This window comes from Halomonas elongata (genome assembly GCF_029081005.1).
Classification (GTDB): domain Bacteria; phylum Pseudomonadota; class Gammaproteobacteria; order Pseudomonadales; family Halomonadaceae; genus Halomonas; species Halomonas elongata_B.
The window spans coordinates 165,880-183,920 of sequence record NZ_JAJQTQ010000006.1 but is presented as its reverse complement, the minus strand read 5'-3'; the positions used below and the strand labels follow the sequence as shown (position 1 = coordinate 183,920).

Annotated in this window: 12 protein-coding genes; 4 read left to right on the top strand and 8 right to left on the bottom strand. The window is 64.1% G+C overall.

The genetic code is table 11. The features are described 5' to 3' along the window. Positions 1–401 (bottom strand): electron transfer flavoprotein subunit beta/FixA family protein (locus tag LU493_RS06830; RefSeq protein ID WP_275287039.1); only part of this gene is annotated, 401 nt, incomplete at its 3' end. A 607-nt stretch (positions 402–1,008) separates the two neighbouring features. Between LU493_RS06830 and LU493_RS06825 the strand changes: the two genes are divergently transcribed. Beyond that, positions 1,009–2,679 (top strand): electron transfer flavoprotein-ubiquinone oxidoreductase, encoded by a 1,671-nt coding sequence (locus LU493_RS06825; protein ID WP_275287038.1) that lies wholly within the window; start codon positions 1,009–1,011, stop codon positions 2,677–2,679. Between the two features lie 88 nt (positions 2,680–2,767). Here LU493_RS06825 and LU493_RS06820 read toward each other — a convergent pair whose 3' ends face one another. Both LU493_RS06820 and rlmKL read right to left on the bottom strand, forming a co-directional pair. Continuing rightward, positions 2,768–3,112, bottom strand: a complete 345-nt coding sequence (locus LU493_RS06820; RefSeq protein ID WP_275287037.1) for a glutaredoxin family protein — start codon at positions 3,110–3,112, stop codon at positions 2,768–2,770. Positions 3,113–3,124: 12 nt separating this feature from the next. Next, positions 3,125–5,329, bottom strand: a complete 2,205-nt coding sequence (gene rlmKL, locus LU493_RS06815) for a bifunctional 23S rRNA (guanine(2069)-N(7))-methyltransferase RlmK/23S rRNA (guanine(2445)-N(2))-methyltransferase RlmL (protein WP_275287036.1) — start codon at positions 5,327–5,329, stop codon at positions 3,125–3,127. 259 nt (positions 5,330–5,588) lie between these two features. On the opposite strand from rlmKL, the gene rmf reads away from it, so the two are divergent. Next, the gene (gene rmf, locus LU493_RS06810; protein WP_073292025.1) at positions 5,589–5,795 is read left to right on the top strand and encodes a ribosome modulation factor; all 207 of its coding nucleotides are present in this window, start codon (positions 5,589–5,591) and stop codon (positions 5,793–5,795) included. Between the two features lie 68 nt (positions 5,796–5,863). Here rmf and LU493_RS06805 read toward each other — a convergent pair whose 3' ends face one another. Further along, positions 5,864–6,895: a quinone-dependent dihydroorotate dehydrogenase gene (locus tag LU493_RS06805; RefSeq protein ID WP_275287035.1), complete on the bottom strand. Its 1,032-nt coding sequence runs from the start codon at positions 6,893–6,895 to the stop codon at positions 5,864–5,866. A gap of 469 nt (positions 6,896–7,364) precedes the next feature. Here LU493_RS06805 and mgtE point away from each other — a divergent pair, with 469 nt between their 5' ends. Further along, positions 7,365–8,717, top strand: a complete 1,353-nt coding sequence (gene mgtE, locus LU493_RS06800; RefSeq protein ID WP_275287034.1) for a magnesium transporter — start codon at positions 7,365–7,367, stop codon at positions 8,715–8,717. A 99-nt stretch (positions 8,718–8,816) separates the two neighbouring features. Here the strand turns inward: mgtE and LU493_RS06795 are convergent, their stop codons facing one another. The 4 genes from LU493_RS06795 to LU493_RS06780 all read right to left on the bottom strand — a co-directional run bounded on the left by LU493_RS06795 (position 8,817) and on the right by LU493_RS06780 (position 16,520). Beyond that, positions 8,817–13,658: an NAD-glutamate dehydrogenase gene (locus tag LU493_RS06795; RefSeq protein ID WP_275287033.1), complete on the bottom strand. Its 4,842-nt coding sequence runs from the start codon at positions 13,656–13,658 to the stop codon at positions 8,817–8,819. Between the two features lie 202 nt (positions 13,659–13,860). Then, positions 13,861–14,967 carry a tRNA (uridine(54)-C5)-methyltransferase TrmA gene (gene trmA, locus LU493_RS06790; protein ID WP_275287032.1) on the bottom strand — a complete coding sequence of 369 codons (1,107 nt, stop codon included), beginning with the start codon at positions 14,965–14,967 and terminating at the stop codon, positions 13,861–13,863. Positions 14,968–15,045: 78 nt separating this feature from the next. Beyond that, entirely contained in the window at positions 15,046–15,822 is a 777-nt protein-coding gene (murI, locus tag LU493_RS06785; RefSeq protein WP_275287031.1) for a glutamate racemase, read from the bottom strand. Positions 15,823–15,974: 152 nt separating this feature from the next. Then, positions 15,975–16,520, bottom strand: a complete 546-nt coding sequence (locus LU493_RS06780; RefSeq protein WP_275287042.1) for a hemerythrin domain-containing protein — start codon at positions 16,518–16,520, stop codon at positions 15,975–15,977. 180 nt (positions 16,521–16,700) lie between these two features. Here LU493_RS06780 and LU493_RS06775 point away from each other — a divergent pair, with 180 nt between their 5' ends. Then, complete coding sequence (locus LU493_RS06775) at positions 16,701–18,041, top strand: replication-associated recombination protein A (RefSeq protein WP_275287030.1); 1,341 nt, start codon at positions 16,701–16,703, stop codon at positions 18,039–18,041.

Sequence of the window (18,041 nt, the reverse complement as noted above, 5' to 3'; positions counted from 1 at the left end):
AGGGCGGCGAGCATCTGACCGGTCTGGTTGTTGTCGCTGTCGATGGCCTGCTTGCCGAGGATCACCAGGCCCGGCTGTTCTTCCTCGACCACCTTGGCCAGCACCTTGGCCGCCCCCAGCGACTCGACGCGCTCGTCGGTCTGAACGTGAACGGCCCGGTCAGCGCCCAGCGCCAGGGCCGTGCGCAACTGCTCCTGGGCGGCCTTGGGACCGACGGTGACCGCGACCACTTCGGTCGCCGTGCCGGCTTCCTTCAGGCGGACCGCCTCTTCCACGGCGATCTCGCAGAAGGGGTTCATGGCCATCTTGACGTTGGTCAGGTCGACGTCGCTGTGGTCCGGCTTGACCCGGATCTTGACGTTGTAGTCGATGACGCGTTTGACCGCGACGAGTACCTTCATATTGTCCTCGCTTGGTTCAGTCTCGGAACCGGGTTGTGACGAAGGCGAAGCGCCCTTAGGGAAACACTGCTTAAATGCCTGCGCATGCAAATCGCTTCGCTATAGCCGCCATCCCTGGCGGCTACCCTGCGGGCCCGTCTAAAGACGGTTCAAATTCGCTCCTGGCGAATTTGTGCGCGGTGCTCGAAAGCTCGCCTAACCCCTCGTTATGTCTCGCTTTCTGCGCTCCGTGCGCCTTGCGTGACCCACAAGGATGTGGGAAATGCGATGGCCCGTCGGGAACGGGCCTAGCCTTCACTATGCTCAGCGATTTATTCAGCGTTTCGTTAGAACCGATCGGCATGCTTTTAGACGTTTCATGCAAGCGTTTGATAGGCGCTACACCGAAAAACCCCTTCAATGTGCCACAGCCTTGGTCACGGCAACAATCCCGCCATGCCGGTCGAGTGGCCTTTATCGATATATCCTCATCGTAAGGGGTGCCCCTTTGCGGCTATTATGCCTATCATGGAGCATCTCTAGAAGCAAACGACCGTTTTAAACCTGTCGGCGTTAGAGGTACCCGCAAGAGGCACTGACGTCGCCGCCATGGGAGGAGACATCAACGATGACAGAACACGTAGAGCGCGACAGCATGGAAGTCGACGTGGTAATCGTCGGCGCAGGTCCATCCGGGCTCGCGGCGGCCTGCCGACTGATGCAGCAGGCCAATGAGGCCGAGCAGGAACTGACCGTATGCGTGGTCGAAAAAGGCTCCGAGGTCGGTGCCCATATTCTCTCCGGTGCCGTCTTCGAACCCCGAGCCCTGAATGAACTCTTCCCCGACTGGGCCGATCGCGGCGCCCCCTTGACCACCCCGGCCGTACGCGACGAGCTTTACCTGCTCAAGGATGCCGAGAAGGCCCAGAAGCTGCCCAATGCCCTGGTGCCCAGGACCATGCACAACACCGGCGGCGACATCACCCGTTACGTGATCAGTGCCGGCAACCTGTGCCGCTGGCTGGCCGAGCAGGCCGAGGAACTCGGCGTCGAGATCTTCCCCGGCTTCGCCGCCCAGGAGGTGATCGTCGACGAGGAAGAGACGGTGCGCGGGATCATCGTCGGCGACATGGGCGTGGCCGCCGACGGCACTCCGAAGGACGGCCACATGCCGGGCATGGAGCTGCGTGCCAAGTACACGCTGTTCGCCGAGGGCGCGCGCGGCCATCTGGGCAAGCGTCTGATCGAGCGCTTCAAGCTCGATGACGGCAAGGACCCGCAGCACTACGGCATCGGGCTCAAGGAACTGTGGGACGTGCCCGCCGAGCAGCACGAACCGGGCCTGGTACTGCACGGTTCCGGCTGGCCACTGGACAAGCACACCCATGGCGGCTGGTTCCTCTACCATGCCGAGAACCAGCAGGTGGTGGTCGGCCTGATCATGGATCTGGCCTATCAGAATCCCTGGCTGTCGCCCTTCGACGAGTTCCAGCGCATGAAGCATCATCCGGTGCTCAAGCCCAGCCTCGAAGGCGGTTCCCGGGTCGCCTATGGTGCCCGCGCCATCACCAAGGGCGGCATCAATTGCCTGCCGAAGATGACCTTTCCCGGCGGCCTGTTGATCGGCTGCGACGCCGGCACCCTGAACTTCGCCAAGATCAAGGGCCTGCACACCGCCATGAAGTCCGGCATGGTCGCCGCCGAGACGGTCTTCGAGGCCCTCGAGAACGGCGACGAGGGTGGCGTCGAACTGACCGCCTTCACCGACAAGTGGCAGGCCAGCTGGGCGTTCAAGGAACTCGAGGAAAGCGCCAGCTTCGGTCCGGCGATCCACAAGTACGGTACCGTCGGCGGCGGCGCCTACAACTTCCTCGACCAGCTCGTCGGCGGCAAGCTGCCGACGGTGCACGACACCACGCCGGATCACGCGGCACTGAAGAAGGCCGCCGAGTGCGAAAAGATCGAGTACCCCAAGCCCGACGGCAAGCTGTCCTTCGACAAGGCCTCCTCGGTGTTCCTCTCCAATACCAATCACGAGGAAGACCAGCCCTGCCATCTGAAGCTCGACGATCCGGATCTGCCGATCCGCGACAACCTGCCCGAATACGCCGAACCGGCGAGCCGCTACTGCCCGGCGGGGGTCTACGAGGTCGTCGAGGATGACGACGGCAAACCGCGGTTCCAGATCAACTTCCAGAACTGCGTGCACTGCAAGACCTGCGACATCAAGGACCCGGCCCAGAACATCACCTGGGTGGCACCGGAGGGCGGCGGCGGTCCCAACTATCCGAACATGTAACGCGCGCGCGACCCTCCTGCGCCTGAAGGCGTAACCAAAGGGCCCCGCTCGAGTGAGCGGGGCCCTTTTTCACGTCGTGTTCAGCCCTTCAGTCGCCGAGGTAACGGCGTCCTCCCTTCATGACCGCCCCCCGACTTCGCTCTTCTCCCCCCTCTTCGGGCGTCGCGAACTCGCGCCAGGCGGCCACATCCAGCCACCCCCGATCGGCCAGCCAGGCGGCGAGGCGCTCGGGCTCGTGGCCACCATCCAGCTCGGCGCCCGCCGCATCCGCCAGTACCGGCAGACGCGTCCCGTAATCCGCCACCAGCGCGTCATCATCGGCGACCTCCACCCGTTCGAGCCGTACGTCGACATTAGCCAGTCGGGCCAGCCAGGCCTCCAGGGATTCGCAGAGATGGCAACCCGTCGTGGTGTACAAGGTCAGATCGATCATCCTCTTCTCGCCTCACGCCTCACGCCTTTCGTCACGGTGCCGGATCAGAAAGCAGTGGTGCAGGTCCGGGCGACGCTTGAAGTCCGGATCGAAGGTCTTTGCCGAAATGTCTTCCACGGCGAACGCCTCGGCAAGCTCGGCATCCAGCTTGAAACGTCGCTGGTTGTTGGAGAATACCAGGGTACCGCCGGGCGCGAGCCTCGCCATGGCCAGTCGCACCAGACGACCGTGATCGCGCTGCACGTCGAGGGTATCGGTCATCTTCTTGGAATTGGAGAAGGTCGGCGGATCGAGAAAGATCACATCGAATCGGCCACCGGCCGTTTCCAGCCAGTGGAAGCAATCATCGCGCACCACGCGATGCCGCGACGGATCCAGCCGATTCAACCGGAAGTTCTCCCGGGCCCAGTCGAGATAGGTATTGGACAGGTCGACGCTGATGCTCTCGCTGGCCCCCTGCCCGTCCCCCTTGCCGAGCGCCGCCTGGACGGTGGCCGCAGCGGTGTAGCAGAACAGGTTGAGAAAGCGCTTGCCCTCGGCCAGCTCCGCCAGCAGACGACGCACGGGTCGATGATCGAGGAAGAGCCCCGTATCCAGGTAATCGCGCAGGTTGACCCAGAGCCGAGCATTGCCCTCCTGGACCTCGAAGCGCTCGCCGCTGGTCCCCTGCTTCTCGTACTGAGCCCGTCCGCTCTGGCGCTGCCGTTGCTTGATCACCACCCGGGATGGGGCCACACCGAGCACTTCGGGCATCACGCCGAGCGCCTCGTGCAGGCGCTTCTGTGCCTGACCAGGATCCACGGAGCGCGGCGGGGCGTATTCCTGGACATGCACGCGATCACCATAGATATCGATGGCCAGCGCATACTCTGGCATGTCGGCGTCGTAGAGCCGATAGCAGCTTTCCCCGGAGCGCTTCAGCCATTTGTTCAATCGCTTGCGATTCTTCACCAGGCGGTTGGCGAACATCTGGGCACCTTCACTGCGAGACGGCCTGTTCGGTGGCGCCTCTTCTGCCTCATTTGTCGCGCCGGGAACCTCCATCAGCAGCAGACGGGCGTCCAGGGGACCGTTCTTGAACGCATAGTGCTTGTGAGCGCGCAATCCCGTGCGATGACCGAGATCGGGATTGGCCGTGAACAGCGCCAGTCGCCAGCCGGGGAAAGCGACACGGGCCCGTTCGCCCAGTTGTCCATACAGCTCGACGAGCTCGGGCAGCTCGCCCAGCCGCTCGCCATAGGGCGGGTTGGTGATGATCAGGCCGGGCACCGCCTCGTCCACTCCATCGGGACGCTCGAGTTCACCCAGTGCCCCGCCGGTCAGGTCGATCAATGCCGGGATTCCCGCCCGCATGGCGTTGGCCTTGGCCGCTGCCAGTGCCGGGGGACTGCGATCGATGCCGAACAGCCGATTGCGGCAACGCTTGCGGCCAATGCTCGCCCGGGCCTCGGCCTCGCGCTTGAGTTCGCGCCAGCAGGCTTCATCGTGGCCGGCCCAACCATGGAAACCGAAACGCTCGCGCTGCAGATTGGGCGCCATGTCGGCGGCCATCATCGCGGCTTCGATCAACAGGGTACCGGCGCCGCACAGGGGATCGACGAGAGGCGCCCCCTGCCGGGCCATCTCCGGCCAACCGGCACGCATCAACAACGCCGCCGCCAGGTTCTCCTTGAGCGGCGCGTGTCCCGTTCCTCGTCGATAACCACGCCGGTGCAGGCTCTCTCCCGACAGGTCGATGCCCAGCGTCAATCGTCCCCGGTGCAGATGGGCGTGGAGCCTCAGGTCCGGCTCGTGGGGGTCGACCCGCGGACGCGGCCGGCCGTCGGCCAGCAGACGCTCGACGACACCGTCCTTGATGGTCTGCGCACCGAAACGCGTGTGCCGGATGGCATCGCTGCGTCCGTGGAAGTCCACCGCCAGGGTCGCGCCGGCGGCCAGGTGGGCCTGCCAGTCGACGCCCGCCCCGACCTCTCGCAATCGCTCGGGGGTCTCCACGCCGTCTTCCCGGGCCAGGCAAAGCACTACGCGGTTGGCCAAGCGTGACCACAGGCAGACGCGATAGGCATCGGCCAGTTCGGCCTGGAAATACACGCCGGCCACCGTTGTCTTGACCGGCTCGGCGCCGAGCGTGGCCAACTCATCGGCCAGCAAGGCTTCGAGCCCCTTGGGGCAGGTGGCCAGGTACGCCCCGGGGGCAGCGGATTGTCTATCGGTCATGGGATATCCATCGACGTGGCCGGATCTCCGGCGCATTCATGGCAGGCGTATGTACGCCTTGTTACAAATCATCGGTCGACAGAAGCGACCGGATTGGGCTATGTATTACTCAGTAGCTACTCGATTATAAACGCATGCGTTCCTGTCTATGGGCCTCGCCCCCTCGATTGGCGTCGAGGGGGGCACCGTGGGCCTTTTCACGGGGCCGGTGTCGTACGCACCGGCTTCCATATCGGCACCTTCACCAAGAGGTAGTCCAATGAAACGACAGAAACGTGATCGCTTCCAGCGTGCCTATGTGCATGGGTACAAGGCGGGTCTTTCAGGTCGTTCCCGTGACGACTGTCCAAGTCAAGACATCAATCTACGCGAATACTGGATGAGCGGTTGGCGTGAAGGTCGTGGGGATCAGTGGTCCGGCATGACGGGTGTTTCCGGTATCCACAAGAACCCCATGGTGGTCTGATTCCCGACCATCGTTTCGTCAGACACGATGACGACCCGTCAAGCCCATGGCAGCGCCATGGGCTTTTTTCATGCGCCGCTGTCATCTCGCCCCGCCTGCAGCGCTCGTGCGCAATCCCCTACCAGGGTCGGTCCACGATAGATGAATCCCGAATAGAGCTGTACCAGATCGGCACCCGCCTGCAGCTTCTCCAGGGCAGCTGCACCGCTGTCGATCCCCCCCACGCCGATGATCGGCATGCCCGGCAACTGGCGACGCAGCGCTCGAATCACCGCATTGGAGGGCTCGAACACCGGACGGCCGGAGAGCCCTCCCTGCTCCTGGGCACCCGGCAGTCCCGCCACCGCCTCCCGAGACACGGTGGTGTTGGTGGCGATCGCCGCATCGATACCGTTGGTCTCCAGGCTGTGCGCCACCAGGGCGACCTCCTCTTCGGTCATGTCCGGGGCGATCTTCACTGCCAGGGGGACACGCCGACCGGCGGCATGATCGAGTGCGAGGCTCTCTTCACGCAGGACGCCCAGCAACTGGTCGAGATGCTCGCCGAACTGCAGGTTGCGCAGGCCCGGGGTGTTGGGCGAAGAGATGTTCACCGTGACGTAGTGCGCATGCGCATGTACCTTGCGCAGGCAGTACAGATAATCGTCCACCGCCCGCTCCACCGGCGTCGTCAGGTTCTTGCCGATATTGATGCCGATGACCCCGCGGTAACGCGCGCGGCGTACCCGTTCGACCAGGTGGTCGACACCGGCATTGTTGAAGCCCATGCGGTTGATGATCGCCTCACCCTCCGGCAGGCGAAACAGTCGTGGCCGGGGATTGCCGTCCTGGGGCCTGGGGGTCACGGTACCCACTTCGACGAAGCCGAAACCCAGCGCTCCCAGGGCATCCAGATGATCGGCATTCTTGTCGAGCCCTGCCGCCAGACCGACCCGATTGGGAAAGTTCAGCCCCATCAACGCCACGGGGTCTTCCACCCTGCCCGTACCGAGGTGTCTCGCCAGGCCGAGGCGATGCGCCAGATCCAGCGCCGACAGCGTCACGCCATGGGCCTTCTCGGCATCGAGGCGAAACAGCAGCGAACGGGCGAGCGAATACATGGCGACTCCAGGCAAGCGACAGACAAAGCGGGCGCGAGTATAGCGCAGCCGCCCTCCGACGACGAAATTCACGGCCGTCCCATCCCGCGATCGTCTCTATCGGAAATACTGAATAAATCGCCGAGCATCGTGAAGGCTAGGCCCGTTCCCGACGGGCCATCGCATTTCCCACATCCTTGTGGGTCACGCAAGGCGCACGGAGCACAGAAAGCGAGACATAACGAGGGGTTAGGCGAGCTTTCGACCGGGCTGGCGCACCAGCACCGCGCACAAATTCGCCAGGAGCGAATTTGAACCGTCTTTAGACGGGCCCGCAGGGTAGCCGCCAGGGATGGCGGCTATAGCGACGCGATTTGCATGCGCAGGCATTTAAGCAGTGTTTCCCATATGGCACGCCTTTTATGGTCTACTTGAGACGCTAGCGGGCCATCCCCGCCAGCCGTGATGACGCGCCGCCAGGGAGATGGACATGACCGATACGACCGAAACACTGGAACACCGCCTGTCGCGCATTCATCTGGCACTCGAACAGGAACGGCTGGAATGGGTCGACGATGTCATCGACGACCTCGAGCCCGCCGAAGTTGCCCTGCTGCTGGAATCTCTCCCGCCCAACGAGCGATTCCGGCTATGGGAGCGGGTCCCCCAGGAAGTCGACGGGGAAGTGTTGCTGCACGTCCACGACGAGGTCCGTGCAACCCTGATCGAGGACATGGACCACGCCGAAATCGTTGCCGCCACGGCGGGGCTGGACACCACCGACCTGGCCGAGCTGTTCGAGGATCTGCCGCGCCAGGTCGCCGAAGACATGCTGCGCTCCATGGACGAGCTGCAGCGTACGCGTCTGCAGGAGACGCTGGCCTTCGAGGAGGATAGCGTCGGTCGCTTGATGCGCACCGACACCATCGCCGTGCGCGCAGACGTCAGCCTGGAGACCGTACAGCGCTTCCTGCGCTGGAAAGAGGCCGTTCCCGACAATACCGATGCCCTGATGGTGGTCGACCGCGATGGTCGCTTCATGGGCGTGCTGTCGCTCGCACGCCTGGTGTCCAACGACCCCGACATGGCCGTGGCCAACCTGATGGACAGCGAGGTGGACAGCATCCAGGTGACCATGAAGTCCCGTGACGTCGCCACCCTCTTCCAGACCCACGACCTGGTCTCGGCACCGGTGGTGGATGACCGGGGCATGCTCCTCGGGCGAGTCGTCATCGACGATATCGTCGACGTGATTCGCGAGGACTCCGAGCAGGCGTTGATGAACATGGCCGGCCTCGACGAGGAGGAAGACCTCTTCGCCCCGGTGCTGCCCAGCGCCCGGCGTCGCGCCGTCTGGCTCGGCATCAACCTGCTGACGGCCTTCCTGGCCGCCTGGGTCATCGGCCTGTTCGAGAATGCCCTGGAGCAGATCGTCGCCCTGGCGGTCCTGATGCCCATCGTCGCCAGCATGGGCGGCATCGCCGGGAGTCAGACGCTGACCCTGGCCATACGCGGGCTGGCGCTCGGTCAGATCAGCCGCACCAACAGCAACTGGCTGTTGCGCAAGGAAGTCGGCATCGCCGCCCTGAATGGCCTGCTCTGGGCCCTGGTCGTGGCGGTACTGGCGGTGCTGTGGTTCGGCAGCCTGGCCATCGGCGGCATCATCGCCGCGGCGCTGGTCATCAACATGCTGGCCGCCGGCGTGGCAGGCATCGTCATCCCGCTGCTGCTTCGCCGTCTCGGCATCGACCCGGCGCTATCCGGCTCGGTGGTGTTGACCACGGTCACCGATGTGATCGGCTTCATGTCCTTCCTGGGACTGGCCACGATATTCCTGCTTTAAGGGCCACTGACCACCGACACAACAAGGGCGCCGTTTCGGCGCCCTTGTTGTGTCGGTCGCTGTCATGAGCAAAGGCGCCTCCATCGAGGCGCCCATCGATCAGTCATCGCTGCTGCTTTCGGCCAGGTCCACCAGTTCACGTACTGCCACGGCGAACAGCGGGAAGCCACCCTGGCTGCCACTACCCACTTCCTCGAGCAGACGGCACCAGCGCTGGTGCATGCCTTCATGCTGGGTCAGCCAGCGATTGACGCGCTCGGCACTGTCACGCGGGCCTCCCTGCATCCCCAGCACGCTGGCGGTCAAGGCGAGCTGCTGGCGATCGATATCGTCACGGAAGGTGTCCCGCGCCTTGGCCTGCCAGCCGTCGCGGACCTCGAGACGGGTGACCTGCTGGATGATCCAGGGAAGCTCCAGACGAGCGCCGACCTCGTAGAAGATCTCGGCGACACGCTGAGGCTTCTCGTCAGTCTGGCGTGCGGTCTGAATGATGCCGAGCGCCGCATAGAGGCTACCCGAGGCCGCCACGGTGGACGCCAGCGCCTCGGGGACGCCCGCCTTCACCAGCTCCTGGCGGCGAGTCGACCATTGCTCCTGCTCCTCGCCGCGCAGTCGCTTTCCGATATTCTCCTGCAACTGCGCCAGGCGCGGAGCAAAGTAGTCGATAGTATCCCGGGTGTTCATGCCGGTACGCTGGCGCAGGAACCAGCGCGTGGAACGACGCAGCATGCGCATCAGGTCGAGCATCATCGAATACTGCACCTGGCTCGACACTTTGTTGTCGAGAGCCTCGATCTGCTCCCAAAGGCGCGGCAGCTGGAAGCTGTCGCGGGCGATGACATAGGCCCGGGCGATATCGGCACGATCCGCGCCGGTGGAATCCATCAGGCGCCGCACGAAGACCACGCCCATATGATCGACCAGGTCGTTGGCCACCTGAGTGGCGACGATCTCGCGCTTCAGGCGATGCTCATACATCTCGTCGCGATACCGCTCGGCCAGCATCGACGGGAAGACACGCTCCACGAAGCGCATGATGGTCGGGTCATCGGGCACATCCGAGGCAATCAGATCCCCCTTGAGCACGCTCTTGGCGTAGGAGATCAACACCGACAGCTCTGGCAGGGTCATCCCCTGCTCATGCTGGGTACGCTCGAGCAGTTCCTCGTCGGAGGGCAGGAACTCGAGTTCACGGTCGATCTGGCCGGCCGCCTCCAGCTCGCTGATGAAGCGACGAAAGGGACCGATACCCTGGCGCGAGAGCAGTTCGGCGAGATCCAGCGCCTGGGTCTGGCGATAGTTGTCCAGCAGCACCAGTTCGCTGACCTCGCCGGTCATGTCGGCGAGCAGCTGATTGCGCTGCTTCTCGGTCAAGTCGCCCCGTGACACGACCTCGTCGATGAGGATCTTGATGTTGACCTCATGGTCGGAGCAGTTCACGCCGCCGGCGTTGTCGATGAAGTCGGTATTGACTCGCACGCCCTTGGCGGCGGCCTCCATGCGTCCGCGCTGGGTCAGGCCGAGGTTGCCGCCCTCGCCGACCACTCGGCAGTTGAGCTCGCGGCCATCGATACGCAGGGCATCGTTGGCCTTGTCGCCGACTTCGGCATCGCTTTCCTCGCTGCCCTTGACGTAGGTGCCGATCCCGCCGTTCCAGACCAGGTCGACCCTGGACACCAGCATGGCGTGGATCAGCTCGTTGGGCGACAGCTTGTCCTCGCGAATGCCGAAGACCTTCTTCATCTGCGGCGTGATGGCGATCGACTTGGCACTGCGCGGAAAGATACCGCCGCCCTCGGAGATCAGCTCGGCATTGTAGTCTTCCCAGCTGGAGCGCGGCATGTCGAACAGGCGCTGACGTTCGGCGAAGCTCGACGCCGCGTCAGGCGTCGGGTCGACGAAGATGTGCAGGTGGTTGAAGGCGCCCACCAGGCGAATCTTGTCGGAGAGCAGCATGCCGTTGCCGAAGACGTCGCCGGCCATGTCGCCGATGCCGACCACGCTGAACTCGTCTTCCTGAGTGTTGATGCCCAGACCGCGGAAGTGACGCTTGACCGATTCCCAGGCGCCCTTGGCGGTGATCGCCATCTTCTTGTGGTCATAGCCATTGGCCCCCCCGGAGGCGAAGGCATCGCCGAGCCAGTGACCGTATTCGGTGGAGATTTCGTTGGCGATATCGGAGAAGGTCGCCGTGCCCTTGTCGGCCGCCACCACCAGATAGGGATCGTTATCGTCGTGACGCACCACGTCACGCGGCGGCACGACCTCGCCGCCGGCCAGGTTGTCGGTGACATCCAGCAGGGCACGAATGAAGGTCTGGTAACAGGCGATGCCTTCCTTCTGGGTCGTCTCGCGATCCGCGCCTTCCGGCATGCGCTTGCAGACGAAACCGCCCTTGGCCCCCATCGGCACGATCACCGCGTTCTTGACCTGCTGGGCCTTGACCAGGCCAAGCACCTCGGTGCGGAAATCCTCGTGGCGATCGGACCAGCGCAGCCCGCCCCGGGCGACCTTGCCACCACGCAGGTGCACGCCCTCGACGCGCGGCGAACAGACGAAGATCTCGTAGGCCGGACGCGGCTTGGGCATGCCGGACACCCGGGAGGGCTCGAGCTTGAAGGCGAGGTAATCCTTGTAGCGCCCCTCTTCGGTACGCTGGTAGTAGTTGGTCCGCAGGGTCGCCTTGATCAGCTCCATGTAACGGCGCAGCAGCTGATCATCGTTGAGGCTCGGCACGTCATCGAGCAGCGACAGGATGCGCGACTCGCATTCCTCGATATCCCCTTCGTCGGGACGTTCGGCCGGGTCGAAACGCAGCTCGAACAGGGACACCAGTTCGCGGGTGATCTCCGGGTGGCTGCCCAGGGTGGTGGCGATATAGTCCTGGGACATGCCGAAGCGAATCTGCTTCAGATAGCGCGCATAGGCGCGCAGCATCGCCACCTCGCGCCAATCGAGATTGGCACCGATGATCAATCGGTTGAAGGCATCATTGTCGGCCTCCCCCGCCCAGATCCGCTGGAAGGCCTCGATGAAGGGATCACGCATTTCCTGGAGATTCATTTCCACACTGGTGTGGTGCTCCAGGGTGAAGTCGTGAATCCAGTAGGCATCGTCGCTGGCCTGCACCTCATAGGGACGTTCACCGAGGACCCGCAATCCCAGGTTCTCCATCATCGGCAGGACATCGGACAACGGGATCGGCATCCCCCGGTGGAACAGCTTGAGATTGACGCCACTGCCCTCTTCCTCGATCAGCCGGTACAGCGACAGTGCCAGCGGCGCGCCCTCGTCGAGCTCCCCGATGTGCTGCAGATCGTAGACCGCGGTGCGGGCACTGAAGTCTTCGCGGTAGCTGGCCGGAAACGCATCGCGAAAGCGGCTCATCAACAGGTTGGCATTTTCTTCGCCGAATCCCTCGATGGCGGCATTGAGCAGGTCGTCGCGCCAGTTGCGCGCCAACTTGACCAGTTTCTCCTCCAGGCGCCTGATGTCGTACTCCACCGGCCGCTCGCCGTTGAAGCGCAGGATGAACTGGATACGCGCCAGCACTGACTCCGAGAGGTAGGTGTTGAAATCCCCGAAGGTGGCATCGAGCTCCTCGCAGAGCAGCTCCTGGAGACGCACCCGTAGCTCGGTGGAAAAGACGTCGCGCGGTACGAACACCAGGCAGGAATAGAACTTGCCGAAGGTGTCCTCGCGAATGAACAACCGCACACGGCGACGCTCACGGATATCGAGAATCCCCAGCGCCGTCTGCGCCAGTTCATCGATATCGATCTGGAAGAGGTCGTCGCGCGGATAGACCTCGAGAATCTGCAGCAACTGCTTGCCATTGTGCCCCTTGGGGCTGAAGCCGGCGATATCCATCACCGCCTGGAGCTTGCGCCGCAGGATCGGCACGTTGCGCGGCGATTCGTTGTAGACCGTGGCGGTGAACATGCCGAGGAAGCGCCGCTCGCCGATCACCTGGCCCTGGTCGTCATAGCGATCAATGGAGATGTAATCGGGATAGGTCGGCCGGTGGATCCTGGCATGATGGGCGCTCTTGGCAAACGACATCACCTGCGGCATCGGCACATAGTGATCGCCCTCGACGCCGAGGTCGGTACGGATGCGCTCGTGATAGCGTGGCTGATCAAGGCGAAAGACCCCGAGCTCGCTGTTCTCGACCTTGTCGAGACGCTGACGCCCCTGGTCGTCGCGTACCTCATACTCGTCGTAGCCCAGGAAGGTGAAATTGTCCTGGAGAAGCCACTGCAGGAACTCGATGGCTTCCCGGTGATCCGCCGCATCGACCTGCGCCGGCCGCATGGCCTCGAGCTCCTGGATGGCCGCTCGGGCCTGCTCGCGCATGGGATCGAAGTCGCCCACCGCGGTCCGGACCTCACGCAGCACCTCCTGCAGACTGGACTCGATTCCCTCGAGATCGTCCGGGTTGGAGTGGCGATCCACCTCGATGGCGATCAGCGACTCACGGCTCTCCGGCGCATCGGCCTCCTCCGGCGATGCCACGCGCTGCAGACGATGGTCGCCGTCACGGGCCACCGCCAGCACGGCGTTATGGATGGCATGAACGGTCATGCCCCGTCGATTCAGTTCCACACGCACCGAATCGACGAGAAACGGCATGTCCTCGTGTAGCACGGCGATGAAGGTATGGGTGGATTGCCAGCCGTGTTCTTCGAAGTCCGGGTTGAGTACCCGAACCTTGGGGGCATCGGGATCGAACTGCTGGATGAAGTGCCACACCGACAGGGTCGCGCCATAGAGGTCGTCCAGACGCCTGTCGGCCAGGTCTTCCAGGGGCACGGCAGCGTAGAAGAGGTGAGCGAAGGCGTCGACCGCGGCGGCCTTGTCCTTGTCCAGACGGCTCTGCAGCCGTTCCTTGAGCTGCTTGAGAAGATCCAGGCGGGTCTCCTCCTGTGCGACGTGTAGCATCAATCACCTCGACTGCCAGGGGCCACCGGCGGTGGCCGAAAATACAAGATGGGGGACGGGCGCTTCGTTCTGCATTTCCCTTGGCCCCGGAGGTTACGCCAATCGACGCCTCATCCCCAGCAACATGCCCCTTTGCTCATGGCGCATGTCGGTTGCGCATCGCGCCTTGACAATACCGATACGCTTAAGACAAAGGTCGCAATCAAGCGCGTCGCTCCAGCAGCACCCCACACTCGCAATGATGCGTCCAGGGGAACTGATCGAAGAGCGCGAAGCGAGTCACATCGTGTGTCTGCGCCAGTATCTCCAGATTCTGCGCCAGTGTATCCGGGTTGCATGAAATATAGACGATACGCTCATACTCGCTCAGTTGACGACAGCTCGCCTCGTCGAGCCCCGCACGGGGCGGGTCCACCAGCACCGTGGAAAAATCGTACTCGCCGAGCGCCCAGGCCTCGACACGCCGGCCTCCCTTCTCGCCCTTGAGGGCCTGGGTGAATTCCTCGGCTGACATGCGCCCCACCGTCACGTTGTCGATGGCATTGGCTTCGAGATTTTCCCGGGCACTGGCCACCGAGGTGCGCGATATTTCGGTGGCCAGGACGCGCCGGAAATTGCCGGCCAGGGCCACCGTGAAATTGGCGTTTCCGCAATACAGCTCGACCAGATCGCGTTGCTGGCTGCCGGCGGTGACGTCCCGCGCCCAGGTGAGCATGGCGCGACAGATTTCGGCGTTGGGCTGGGTGAAACTGTTCTCGACCTGCTGATAATGCAGACGACGGCCATCGACCTCGAGACATTCCCAGACATGGTCACGGGTCAGGACCCGCCGCTGCTTGCGGGCGCGCCCGATGATCATGATGTCGAGCGCCTGTTCGAGCTCACGCGCGGCGTCATCCCAGGCCTCGTCGAGCTGGCGGTGATAGATCAGGGTGACCAGCGCCTCGCCGGACAGGGTGGTGAGAAACTCGACCTGGAACAGCTTTCGCCGCAGTTCCGGACGGTCGCGCACCGCCTCGAGCAGTTGCGGCATCAACTCGTTGATCCGCCGACCGGCGACCGGATAGTCGTCCAGGCGCACCACGCGCTTCTTGCCGGGTTCGTCGGGATCGATCTCGAACATGGCATAGAAGAGATCGTCACCCTCGTGCCAGAGGCGGAATTCGCAACGCTGGCGGTAGTGACTGGGCGGCGAGGGGTAGACCTCGAGCGCCGGAGGTGCAAAAGGCGCAAAGGTCTCGACAAGACGTGCGCGCTTGGCAGCGAGCTGCTCGTCATAGCGGGGAGGATCGACAACGGGAATGGCCACGATGGCTCCTGATGATCGGTATGGGACAGCGTGAACGGTCACGATGAAACGGGTAAGGGCAAAGCGATCGGGCGCGCGTCAGGCCAGCGGCAACAAGCGGGTCTCGGTGAATCCGAAACCGGACAGTCCCCGGGCCAGGGCCTCGGAAGGCGCCGTGACCCAGCCCGTCTCGCGGCCCCGGGAGCGGTCATGATCGACCATCACCTGGCCGGCACGACGGGCGATGGCGTCTCCCGAGTCGACCCATCGTACACTCCACGGGGCGGCCTCGATGAGCCTGTCGCGCAACAGCGGAAAATGGGTACAGCCCAGCACCACGGTATCCAGGCTCGGCATCTTCGCCAGCGGTGACAGCGTTCGAATCAGGACATCCGGATCGGGACACGCGCCCATTACCCAGCGCTCGGCCTCGGCCACCAGGGGATCGGCGGCCATGCGCGTCACCCGGCAATCCCCGGCGAATTCTCGAATCAGACGCAGGGTATAGGGGCGCGCCACAGTGGCGCTGGTCGCCAGCAGGCCGATATGGCGGGTCTCGCTCATCCCGGCCGCCGGCTTGATCGCCGGCACGGTCCCGACCACCGGCACCGCCAGGTGCTCGCGCAACGCCTCGAGTGCCAGGGTACTGGCCGTATTGCAGGCCACCACCAGTCCGGCACAACCACTGGCCGCCACCGCGGCCCCGCAGACCTCGAGGATGCGTTCTACCAGCCAGTCATCCTCGCGCACGCCATAGGGCATCATGGCGTTGTCGCAGGCATAGGCCAGCGCTGCCTCGGGAAGTCGCCGGCGCAGCGATGCCACGACCGACAAGCCGCCCACGCCGGAATCGAACACCAGTATCGGCCCCGACATCAGCGCACGCCCTCGTCACCCCCGGCCCTGCAAGGACCGGGGAACGAAAGGATGGCAAGAGCCGGGGGGCTCGGGTGATGATGCATGGGCGTCGCGCCTCGTCATGAAGTGCGACGCATTCTACCTCAAGGCAAGGCAGACGCTGAAGGTGGTCAGGTCACGGGCTCCGGTGCATCGCGCAGCTCGGCATAGAGTTCCGGGTAGGCCGCCTGCAGCCGCTCCAGCTCGGCGGCAGCACCAGCCGGCAGGGCCTCGGCGAGCTTGTCGAGATCCGCATCGTTGAAATGTTCACGAATCAATGGAAAGAGTTGCTCGCGCTCCTCGCGCAGATAATTGCGATGAGCCTCGAGATATCCCTTGAGATCGTCGGCGAAGCAGTCCATCGGCACCACGGCGTCCATCAGGATCATGTCGAGATCATTGGACAGTCGCTTGAGCCGGGCCCGGAGGGCGCGGTAGTCCCTGGACAAGCGCTCGGTGACGTCATCGCATTCCGGCGCCCGTTCGCGCAGGCGCTCCGTGCAGATCTCTTCCAGCGGCATGGTGAAACCATCCATGTAATCGAGGATATAATCCACGACTTCGCGCACCAGTTGGAAGTTGGGACGTTCACCGCCAGCCAAGGTCTTCTGCTTGAGCTGCAGAACGTGCAACATGCGCGCCATATTGGCATGATCCTGACGCAGTTGGTTCAGCATGGGCATGGCGAAGGCCTCCTCTGTATCGGACATGGACGGAAGGCACCTTGAGTTGGACGCGCCTTCTCGGCATGGGTTCCCCAAGTCGGGACGACGGAGTTATCAAGCTAGACCCTGGACGCCATCTTTGCCCGTTCCCGCCCATCACGTCATTCAATCGGCAGTCCCAAGGAGCCACACATGGACCTGTTCCAGCAAGCCGCCTCCGACCAGCATGCGCCCCTGGCCTGGCGCATGCGGCCTCGCCGCCTCGCCGACTACGTGGGCCAGCAGGCGCTGGTCGGCCCGGACAAGCCAGTACGACGCATGGTCGAGACCGGGGCGGTACGCTCGATGATCCTGTGGGGCCCTCCCGGGACCGGCAAGACCACCCTGGCGGAGATACTGGCCGAGGAATCCGGCGCCCACCTGGAGCGACTCTCGGCGGTGATGGCAGGCGTCAAGGACATTCGGGAGGCCGTCGACCGCGCCAGGGTCGCCCAGGGCCAGGATCGCGGCACCTTGCTGTTCCTCGACGAGATTCACCGGCTCAACAAGAGCCAGCAGGATGCCCTGCTGCCGCATGTGGAATCGGGCCTGCTGACGCTGATCGGCGCCACCACCGAGAACCCCTCCTTCGAGGTCAACTCCGCCCTGTTGTCACGGGCCAGGGTGCATGTCCTCAAGGCGCTCACCGACGACGACGTGGCCGAGGTACTACGACGCGCCCTCGCCGACGAGACCCGGGGCCTGGGCACCCGGCGCATCGCCGTGGATGACGAGGTCCTGGGCCTGCTCGCCCGTGCCGCCGCCGGCGATGCCCGCCGCGCCCTCGGGCTGCTGGAGACCGCCTGCGACTTCACCGAATCCGAGGGCCATGGTGAGCGACTGCCCCGCGAGGCACTGGAGGACATCATCGGCCATCAGGCCAGTGCCTTCGACAAGCAGGGCGATCACTTCTATGACCTGCTGTCGGCGATCCACAAGTCGGTGCGTTCCTCCCGCCCGGACGCCGCCCTGCTGTATATCGCACGCTTCATGCAGGGCGGTGGCGATCCCCTGGACGTGATTCGCCGCCTCACCGCCATCGCCTCGGAGGATGTCGGCAACGCCGACCCCCGCGCCCTGCCACTGGCCATGGCCGCCTGGGACGCCTACCTGCGTCTGGGCGACTACGAAGGGCAGCGTGCCATCGCCCACGTCGCCATCCATCTGGCCGTCGCTCCCAAGAGCAATGCCATTGACCAGGCCTGGAAGCGGGCCAAGCAGTTCGTCGCCGCCCAGCCACGCCTCGAGGTACCCACCTACCTGCGCAATGCGCCGACTCGGTTGATGGAGTCCCTCGGCCACGGCGAGGGGTATCGTTACGCCCACAACGAGCCCGACGGCTATCCCGCGGGCAGCCAACATGATTGCTGGCCGGACGAGATCCCCTTCGAGCGCTTCTTCGAGCCCAGCGAGCATGGCCAGGAAAAGCGCTTCCAGCAGATGCAGGCCTGGCGAGCCAGTCTCGACGATGCGGCAGATCGAGGGGAAGGCTGA

What these genes read in the sequence shown, in the direction of transcription:
- LU493_RS06825 (WP_275287038.1), top strand. Translation starts at nt 1,009, where the DNA reads ATGACAGAACACGTAGAGCGCGACAGCATGGAAGTCGACGTGGTAATC.
- LU493_RS06820 (WP_275287037.1), bottom strand. Translation starts at nt 3,112, where the DNA reads ATGATCGATCTGACCTTGTACACCACGACGGGTTGCCATCTCTGCGAA.
- rlmKL (WP_275287036.1), bottom strand. Translation starts at nt 5,329, where the DNA reads ATGACCGATAGACAATCCGCTGCCCCCGGGGCGTACCTGGCCACCTGC.
- rmf (WP_073292025.1), top strand. Translation starts at nt 5,589, where the DNA reads ATGAAACGACAGAAACGTGATCGCTTCCAGCGTGCCTATGTGCATGGG.
- LU493_RS06805 (WP_275287035.1), bottom strand. Translation starts at nt 6,895, where the DNA reads ATGTATTCGCTCGCCCGTTCGCTGCTGTTTCGCCTCGATGCCGAGAAG.
- mgtE (WP_275287034.1), top strand. Translation starts at nt 7,365, where the DNA reads ATGACCGATACGACCGAAACACTGGAACACCGCCTGTCGCGCATTCAT.
- LU493_RS06795 (WP_275287033.1), bottom strand. Translation starts at nt 13,658, where the DNA reads ATGCTACACGTCGCACAGGAGGAGACCCGCCTGGATCTTCTCAAGCAG.
- murI (WP_275287031.1), bottom strand. Translation starts at nt 15,822, where the DNA reads ATGTCGGGGCCGATACTGGTGTTCGATTCCGGCGTGGGCGGCTTGTCG.
- LU493_RS06780 (WP_275287042.1), bottom strand. Translation starts at nt 16,520, where the DNA reads ATGCTGAACCAACTGCGTCAGGATCATGCCAATATGGCGCGCATGTTG.
- LU493_RS06775 (WP_275287030.1), top strand. Translation starts at nt 16,701, where the DNA reads ATGGACCTGTTCCAGCAAGCCGCCTCCGACCAGCATGCGCCCCTGGCC.